The organism is Daejeonella sp. (assembly GCF_044342615.1).
Classification (GTDB): Bacteria; Bacteroidota; Bacteroidia; order Sphingobacteriales; family Sphingobacteriaceae; genus Daejeonella.
Genome location: NZ_JBIIPN010000224.1, coordinates 1 through 11,030 on the forward strand (window position 1 = coordinate 1; position 11,030 = coordinate 11,030).

Here is an 11,030-nt window from a genome sequence, read left to right on the forward strand (position 1 = left end):
TTATTAAAATTCCAATTTAATTCGGCTACACAGTTGGATGCTTTTTATATTCAAAAAGCGTCAGCTACTGAACTATTTGCCGCTACTGCAGCTAGTTTAAAAGTACAAGGGTCCAATGATAATTCTACTTGGACAGACTTGACAGCTGCAATTGCATTACCTGCTAACGCAACAAATGTGACAATAAATGGAGGGATTTCTTTAACAAATTCCAATAAGTTTACACTAACTACCAACCTAGCTAAATATAGTTACTACCGTATTTTAGGAGTTGCAGCTGGTAACATTCTGGCAGGACAAGCAATAGAGCTTTATTTTGATATTAACACCAGTTCTTTCCAAAGTTCATTATATCCAAAGCCTAATTGTGCGAATGATTTAGATAAGGATGGAAAACCAAATCACTTGGATTTAGATTCAGACGGAGACAATTGTGCTGATGCTATTGAAGCTGGAAGTTCAACAATAGCTACAAGCACGACGGTTTATCCAACAGGATCAGATGCAAATACAAATGGTTTATTAAATAACTACGAAGGCACAACTGATGGAACAGTTAAATATTCTAGTACTTATTCAGAATATGCCTTAATTAAAAATATTAATGCATGTATCGATACAGATGGTGATTCAATTAAAGACGTATTTGATTTGGATGACGATAACGATGGGGTGTTAGATACGGATGAGTTCAATTGCACCCCTTCTATTATGTCTAAAACAGGCGTAAGTGTTTCTTCAACAGTAACATGGGGCAGTACCTTAGCCAATATTCTCGATGGCGCAGAATCTATAGCTGCCTATACAACGACGACATTCTTAAATCAAACTATTTTACAATTTGATTTGCCTGCGGCAAAAGTGCTAAGTTTGATTGAATTGAGCAGTCAGGCTGGGAACTTCCCACTTGGAAGCACTGGAACATACAACATAGAAGGCTGGAATGGAACCACATGGAGTACAATTGCTGCCAATCAAGTGTTTGGAACAAGCGCACCAATAACGGGAACCAGCAATTCGTATAAATTTAATATGCTTGATAATTACAAGTCCTATTCAAAATATAGGATTTTTGGAACATCTGCGTCTGGTACCGTTTCAGGATGGGTTCAAGAAGCGTATTTTACAGAACGTAGTTGTAATCCTGATGTCGATGGTGACGGTATTCCAAATTCATTAGAATTGGATAGTGATAACGATGGTTGTGCCGATGCAATAGAAGCTGGTAGCTCTACAACAGCTACAAGCACTACAGTGTACCTAACAGGAACGGATACCAACACCAATGGTTTATTAAATAATTATGAGGGCACAACGGCTGGTAAGATAAATTATAATTCTACTTATTCAAATTATGCTGTAAATAATACCATTAACGGATGTACTGACACTGACGGTGATAGAATTACAGATGTTTTTGATATCGATGATGATAATGACGGAGTAGTTGATAATGCCGAAGAAAACTGTTCAACAAAAGAAACGTGGACAGAATGTACAGCAACTCAATTATCTTCAAACGGATATGGAATTTTCACTCATTGTTCAGGATGGAATTCCTATGATTTTGATCTAGGCGACGGAGTTAGTCGCTCAGACTTTGATTATATGGGCCTTATTAATGGGGTGCCAGAATTCGATTTACAAGGATCATATACTTCACCAATTGGTGGTAAAATTTATAAAACTTATAAAACCATTCCAGGTTCAACATATACATTTAACATCTTCCTAAAAAGTAGTTTTGCGGATGTTGGAACTGTAAAACCTTATTTAAAAGGAGTTGACAATTTAACAGGAACAGAATTAGCTTCCACCTATTTAAATGGAACAGGTTTACGATCGGTAACTTTTATAGCAACAAGCAATTCTACAAATTTAACCTTAGGTTATGATAGCCGTGTACAAGTAGGTAGTAATCAATTCTGGTATGAAGCAGGTGCCACACAAAATGGAGCCGGCTTCTTCAATTGCCAGCCAACAGATACAGATAAGGATGGTATTCCTAATCGTTTAGATTTAGATTCTGATGGTGATGGTTGTGCTGATGCAATTGAAGCGAGTAGTTCAAAAACTGCTAAAAGCATTACAGTTTATCCAACAGGATCAGATGCAAATACAAATGGTTTATTAAATAACTACGAAAGCACCACTGCCGGAATAGTAAATTATACGAGTACCTATTTGGACTTTGCGCTAGTTAATACCCTTAATGCATGTATCGATACAGATGGTGATTCAATCGCTGATGTAAAAGATATTGATGACGATAACGATGGGGTATTGGATACTGTTGAGCTTCCTTGTGAAATTCAAATTGTAAACAAAACCGGTGTAATCATTACAAAACCTTCAACCATTAATTATTCGTTTAATGGATCGTCTACAGTCAATAATTTGATTGATGACGTGGACAACAATAACTATATTTTGAATGGGCCAACAGGTGCATTAAACGACGAATGGTTTAGGTTCCAATTTCCAACGGCGAAAATTATAAATTACTTAGAAATTGGTCATTATCAAGGACAAACATTGTTCTCAACTTCCACAACCTATCGTGTGGAGGGTAGTAACAATGGTAATGATTGGAAAGATGTTTCTGGAACACTAACCTACAATAATAATGCGGTAAGCACTAGTGGTGGTTTGTCTTCCTTTAATTCAAGTGTTGCTAACTTTAATAATAACACAGCGTATTCATATTACCGTTTAGTAGGAATTAATGCTGCATCAGGGGGGGCTTGGGCGACTGAAATCTATTTCAAAGAACAGGTTTGTCAAGTTGATTTCGATAAGGATGGTATTCCAAATAACCTAGACCTCGACTCAGATGGCGATGGTTGTGCCGACGCAATAGAAGCAGGTAGTTCAAAAATTGCTACAAGCATTTCGGTGTATCCAACAGGTACAGATACGAATGAAAACGGCTTATTAAATAATTACGAAGGCACTACAGCTGGAACGGTTAAATATTCTAGTACTTATTCGGAGTATGCCTTAAATAAAAATATTAATGCTTGTCTAGATTCAGATTCTGATGGTATAACGAATGTATTTGATATTGATGATGATAATGATGGAGTATTGGATAGCGTGGAATCTCCATGTATGGCTAGCCTACCTATTTTTCAACCTACTTCGGTTGGTGTACTTGCAAATGTGCCAAGTTTAAATACTTCAATAACTTATAAAACAATAAGTGGTGCTGTGCCAACTAAGCTGGCTAGTCAAGCCTTAGCTTATGGTAATTATGACGTTCTTCAATTTGCTGGAGCAAGTGCTTTTTCAGTAGAATTCTCAAATCCGCTTGCGAATTTAGATTTTACCTTGGCAGACTTAGATCTAAGCGAAGCAGTTTATTATGAGATATTTGATAAAAATAATAATCTAGTTCGCTTAACTTCTGAGAATATTCAGTTTAAAGGTTCTGGTGTTAACTTTATACCTGGGACAACAAACTCAGGTTCATTTACTACTGGTAGTGGCGATAGTCCGACAAATTCAACGGTTAATTACGTCCGAGTTAAATTTGATTCAGAAATACAAATCAAAACAATCAAGGTGTACAAAACTGCGGGTGCAAATAATACTTGGTTTACACTTAATGGTGCTTGTAATTTAATTGATACGGATGGGGATGGTATTCCAAACCGTTTGGATCTTGATTCAGATGGAGATAATTGTTCCGATGCTATTGAAGCAAATAGCTCAACAACAGCTACTAGCACTTCAAGCCATCCAATTGGAACAGATACGAATGAAAACGGTTTATTAAATAATTACGAAGGCACAACTGCAGGAACGATTAAATATTCTAGTACTTATTCAGAATATGCCTTAAATAAAAATATTAATGCTTGTCTAGATTCAGATTCTGATGGTGTAAATGATGTGTTTGATATTGATGATGATAATGATGGAGTATTAGATAGTATTGAAAATGGTCCTTATTCTTGTGCACTATCTCCATCTTGTGTAGTCAATGCTTCTTTATCTGCAACTACTTCGGCTACAGGTACTGCGCCAACAGGCTGGACCAATTTTGGCAATGGAGGTTCTGTAGATATAAACCAAGGGAATTGGCAAATTAGTTACGGTCAAGCCACACCTTCTAGTGTTTTATTTCCATCATCAAATGCCAATACGTTTTTTATATACGGAATGAGTAAAGGTGGAGCCGGAAGTGCAGGTTCTTGGGCGCCTTATGGAGAATCCTTCCAACAAACACTAAACTGTTTAACCGTAGGTACAACCTACCATATTTCATTTAGGGGTGCAATTACTCATAGTCCCGGTGTTAACGCAGCGGTGACTTATGAAACAACACCAACAGTCGCAAGGTTTGTCTTGTTGAAAGATGGTGAACTAGCATCACAAGCGCCAGATCAATTACTTGAAGCAACACAAAGAACGGTTAATTTATCTTTTGTAGCTACTGCAACGAGCCATACAATTGCCATTGCGCATACCAATGATAAAGACACAGATTTGTCTTTAATGGTGATTGAAGCAGGTTCAGGCTACTTCTGTACCAGCTCGCCAGCTGCATTTAATGAAACTTTAGATACAGATGGTGATGGAATTCCTAATCGTTTAGACTTAGACTCAGATGGTGATGGTTGTTCCGATGCAATCGAAGCAGCTAGCTCAAAAACAGCTACAAGCACATCGGCTTTCCCAACAGGAACCGATACGAACAGCAACGGTTTGTTAAATAATTACGAAAGTGCCACTGCGGGACTAATTAATTATACATCTTCTTATTCAGAATATGCTTTAGATAAAACTATTAATGCCTGTTTAGATACCGATAAGGATGGAGTTGCTGATGTTAGAGATATCGACGATGACAACGATGGTGTGTTAGATATTGCGGAACAAATTAATTGTGTCTCATCCGGAGTTGATTTATCTAAAGTAACGTTTAGTGGAAGTTCTATCACAGCTCGTACAGCAAATTCATTCACCACAGCTGGTGGAAGTGCCTGGAAATCATCGTATTCAGTTGAATCATTTAAATTGCCAATTTCCTTGAAATTTAATCATGCTTCTACAACTGGTTATGAAATGTTTGGATTAATTCCTGTGGGAACTGCACAAACACCTGACAGTTGGACTGATAATGGCTATAAATTTTATGGAACGGGAACAACCCTTTATGGATATTTCCTCACGCAATGGGATCCTAGTGCGTTAGCCATTTTGCCAACCGATGTTTTAAGTATTGATATTTCTACTTCAGGTTTAGTAACTGTAGGAGTTAATGGGGTCACTAGAAAAGTATTCCAAGGGGCCGTTTCTGATTATAAATTAGCCTTAAGTTCTTATACACCATCATCTTTAACTAATATAATTTTAACAGATGCTTCAAATTCTGTTAAATTAACTTGTAAAGACACGGATACAGATGGTGACGGCATTCCTAACCGTTTGGATTTAGACTCAGATGGTGATAATTGTGCCGATGCAATTGAATCAGGGACTGCAGCTCTAGGTACCACTGCTGCAAGCACTACAAGCTTCTTAGATCCAAGTACTACTGGCCTAAATGGTTTCGCCAATAATTTAGAAACTGCAACTGATAGTGGTGTGTACAAAGGTGCTTATTCGTATAATTTCGCCATTTCTACTGCTTTAAATGGCTGTACGGATACTGATGGTGATGGCAAAAGTGATTTAATTGATATTGATGACGATAATGATGGAGTATTAGATAGTCAAGAAAGTACTTGTGCTTCTTCTTTAATGCCTAAAGCGGGTATCACCGTTTCTTCCCCGGTAACCTGGACTTATGCTAACGGGGCAACAAGCCTAAATGCCTTGGTAGATGGAGTAGATGCACAAATCTTTGTAGCCAATACCAATGCAAGCTTCACTAATGCACCTATTTTACAATTTGATTTGCCAAAACCTACTATTCTAACACAAATTGAGTTAGGAAATTATCCTAGTCAAACTCCACTTAATGCAGGTGGAATGTTTAAAATGCAAGGATGGGATGGTACCCAATGGGGCGATATTGGTATTGAGCAAGTTATTGCCAATACGGCACCAATTAATGCCACCAACAATTCCATTAAGTTCAATATGGTGCATAACCTGATTGCCTTCTCTAAATACAGAATTTTCGGAGTTAGTGCCGTTGGTTCTGGAGTTTGGGCGCAAGAAGCGTATTTCACACAGAAAACATGTACCGATATGGATACTGATGGTGATGGAAAACCAAACCGTTTGGATCTGGATTCTGATGGGGATGCTTGTTCGGATGCTACTGAAGCCAATAGTTCATCCACCGCTAAAAGTTTAACCGAGTATCCAACAGGAACAGATGCCAATAAGAATGGATTAAATGATAATTACGAATTAAGCACCTTAGGTGGTAGTTATAATTATACCTCAAGCTATAGTGATTATGCCTTATTGAGTTCAATCAAAGGTTGTTTGGATACGGATGGCGATGGCATTACCGATTTCAATGATATTGATGATGATAACGATGGCATCTTAGATTCAGCCGAAATGATCGCATGTAATACCATGTGGACACCAGGCGCTGCAATAGCTAGTCCTAATTATGGTACATCAACCGCTAGTTTAACCTTTAATAATTCGGGTTTAATTGGAACAGGCTTGTCAGCAACACTTACGGTACCAAATACCTTGGATGATACTTATTTCTTATTAGAACCAAGAACAACAGGTTTTATTGAATATACCCTTCCTGCTAATACGAACGTTGGTGGAGTGGTGCTTTGGGCACCTGATGCTTTCAATTATGGCGGTGGCGATGGTCCAGTAAAAGATTTCAAAGTAGAAGTGATATATAACAACGTTGTTACATTTACTTCCCAAACTTTTACCACTGCACAGCCTATTGGTGCCGGATCGAACGCAGGCGCTCAAGTCTTTTATTTACCTAAAACTTTTGTCAATCCGCAAAGAATTAGATTGAATATTTCATCGGGTTGGTATGATGTTAATAATAATAATACGATCCAAGTAGGTACTGAAACACTTGCTGCTGGTTCTATCAATGGAGCCTATAACATGACTTTAGGTGAGTTTAAAGTCATCTGTGGCCCTATTGATATTGATACCGACAGCGATGGTATTCCAAATCGTTTGGATTTAGATTCTGATGGTGATGGTTGTTCTGATGCTTACGAAGCAGGAAGTGTAACAGCACCAAGCAGCACAACAGCTTTCCCTGTAGCAACAAATAATGATACCAATTCAAACGGTTTATTAAACAATTACGAAGGCACAACTGCTGGAACAATTAAGTACACATCAACCTATACCAATTATTCATTAGATAAAACCATTAACCTGTGTACTGATACAGATGGTGATGGTATTGGTGATTTCTTTGATATTGACAATGATAATGATGGGGTACTCGATGCGGTTGAATCGCCTTCTTGTTTCCTAAGCGCTAATGAATGGAATACGGCTAACAAAGTGTATTTTGCTAAATTCAGCTCAGAATTAACAGCGGCAACTCCTAATAATAATTTTGCAGCTTTGGGTGATGGCAACGCCACCACTGCAGCGGTCCAGCTACAAGCATCTCAAGGTCAACTTAATAAGGAACTGTTCAAGATGGAGTTGATGAAACCAACTCAGTTGGATGCGATTTACATCAAGAAAACAACAGCAACAGAAATTTTTGGAACCACTGCTGCAAGTTTAAAAGTACAAGGTTCGAATGATAATTCGTCTTGGACTGATTTAACCGCGGCGATTGCTTTGCCAGCAGATGCAACCAATGTAACAGCTAATGGAGCGGTTTCTTTAACTAACTCAAATAAATTTACGCTAACTACTAATCCTGGAGCCTATAAATATTTCCGTATTTACGGAGTGGCTACGTCTAATACGGTAGGTGGTTTTGCTTCTGAAATTTATTTCGATGTTAATACCACGGCCTACAATGCCTCAAGATATCCTAAAGCGACTTGTATTTCGGATACAGATAATGACGGTCAACCAAACCATTTGGATTTAGATTCTGATGGTGATGGCTGTAGCGATGCAAAAGAAGCTGGTACGACTACTTCAATTACAGCTAACTTTAAATTTACCGCTAATTTTGGTACCAATGGTTTTGCCGATGCCTTAGAAACTACTGCAGATAATGGAGTTTATTCAGGCACTTATACCTACACCAATTACGCAATCGATAAAACCTTAAATGCTTGTTTAGATACAGATGCAGACGGCGTGCCAGATGTTGCGGATATTGATGATGATAATGACGGGGTCTTAGATTTAACTGAATGTCCGCAATTAGCTATTTCTAACAAATACAAAGTTTATACCTTCAATAGAAGAAACGACGTTAATGTTTCAACTAATCTTCCCGTACGCATTACAGGAAGTAGTATAACTAACGTGATTTTGAATCAGTTAACAGAAGGAACTTTCTCCTATAATGGAGTAACTTGGGCCTTGTTAGCTTCAGATATTACTGCTAATGCTAGCCAACAAATTAAAATAGAAACACTACCCACTGCGGGAGTGAATGGCAGTTATTATTTTGCCGATGCCATGTTGATTACAAATGGTACCGATACTTACCTTATCAACGATCGTGATGCTGGATTTAGCAAAGTAGGGACTTGGATAGATCAAGCTAGTTTTGCCGGAAACTATCTAAGCAATATGTTCTATGCCAACATCAATGCGGCCAATATTGCCACTTGGACTTTTAGCAATATCACTAGCCCAGATATATTATGTGATGCCGATAATGACGGTATATTAAATCATTTAGATCTAGATTCAGATAACGATGGTTGTGCCGATGCCATTGAAGCAGGAAGCTCAAAAACAGCAACTAGTACGACAGTATTTCCAGCTACATCAGGTACAACAGATACCAATAAGAATGGTTTATTAAATAACTACGAAGGTACCACCGCTGGAACAGTGAATTATACCTCAACCTACAGCAATTATGCCTTAGATAAATCCTTAAATTTCTGTACAGATACCGATGCGGATGGAGTTTCAGATTTAATCGATATTGATGATGATAATGATGGGGTACTAGATACTGTAGAATGTCCAATGAAGAATATTTTAGTCAATGGTACATTTACTGGAGGTACAACAGGTTGGACGGCTCATCCAAATTGGTTATATGAGCTTGCAGGCTATGTTTGGAATAATTCAGAGAATAGAACCAATGATCAAATTTCTCAGTCTTTTGCTAAACCTAATCTTAATCCAGCAAAAAGCACTGTTGACGTAACATTTGATGTCAATGCGAATGGTCATGGATGGGTTATCACAACTGCAGCTACTGCAAAGCTAGACCTTCTCATTAACAATACAATCTATGCAACCATTAGCAATCCAAATGGAGGTACTACTGCCTCAGTGCTTGCAGCAAATGGAGCTACAGTTAATGTGAACAGTATTGCTATTACAGCACAAAGTGTGCCTTCTGCTAAGATTATTGTTTCTATCCCGAAAACGGCTTTCCTAAATACAAACACAATTGCATTTAACTTTACGTCAACGAGTGATGATTTTAGTATTGATAATGTTAGTCTTGAATCATTTAATGCTTGTGATACGGATAATGACGGAATAATTAATTCACTTGACTTAGATTCTGATGGAGATGGATGTAGCGACGCGATTGAAGCAAGTAGCTCAACCACAGCTTCAAGTACTTCAGTATATCCTACAGGTGATGATACCAACAAGAATGGTTTATTAAATAACTACGAAGGCACCACCGCCGGGACAGTGAATTATACTTCTACCTATGCTAGTTATGCATTAGAGAAAACCTTGAATTTCTGTATCGATACTGATGCGGATGGGGTTCCTGATCTGAAAGATTTAGACGATGATAATGATGGTATTTACGATACGGTAGAATGTGCTGCACAAATCTGTCCAAGTCCTATTCTTAACGGAAGCTTCGAATCAAATACTGTAGCTGCAAATAATTGGACTTTAGTAAATAGCTCATCAGTTTTGGGATGGAAAACTACCGCAACAGATAACCTTATTGAATTATGGGGAACAGGCTTTAACTCTGTACCAGCAGCAAATGGTGTAGTTTTTGCTGAAATTAATGGGACTCAATCCAATACCATATTATACCAAAAATTATGTATCACGCCAGGCTCTGTCATTGAATGGTCTGTTAAACACAGAGGACGTGATGGTGTTGAGGTAGCCGATGTGCAAATAGGGGCTTCACTTACATCTCTTATTACACAAAAGTCAATGTCCGACGGAACAACAGCTTGGGGTACTCATACTGGTACTTATGTAATTCCAGCAACCCAGCAAGAAACCTATATAGGATTTAAGGCAATAATCCCTGCTGTTGGATCAGGGAATTTTATTGATGATCTTACTGTTATTGTTAAATCTGCAGGACAATGTACTCTTGACACTGATGGCGATGGAATAATAAATACTTTAGATACCGATTCTGATAATGACGGTTGCCCGGATGCAAATGAATATTACAATACATCAACTGCAATTGGTACAGACGGAAATAACTATTATGGTACAGGAAATCCTCCAGCTGTAAATACAAATGGAACGGTAAGTACCGCAAATTATACTGGATCTTATACCAATGTAAGCACAGCAGGTTCGGCAAGTGTAATTACAACACAACCAACTGATCAAAAGGCTTTGGTGAACGGAAATGCAGTGTTTACCACTGCTCTTAGCCTTGGTTCAGGCACAACTACTTACCAATGGGCAGTGAGTACAAATGGTGGTTCAACGTGGACAAACCTGAGCAATACGGGAGTTTATAGTGGCGCAACAACAGCAAGCTTAACACTTACAGGTGTTACAAGCGCCATGAACGAATATCGCTACCGTTTGCAAGTATCACAATCTAACTTTGTTTGTGGTAATCTTACTTCAAATGCAGCTCGTTTAACAATCGGATTTTTACCAACTATTGTGGATGATAATTTCGCTGTGTTGGAAGATACCCCTTTAACAGCTAGTGTCTTCACCAACGATAGTGGTTCGGCGGG

At 38.2% G+C, this 11,030-nt stretch carries 1 protein-coding gene; it reads left to right on the forward strand.

Annotation, left to right across the window (positions count from 1 at the left end):
• Window positions 1–11,030: hypothetical protein (locus ACIQ0D_RS12660; RefSeq protein WP_395806168.1), on the forward strand; the 11,030-nt coding region annotated here is incomplete at both ends.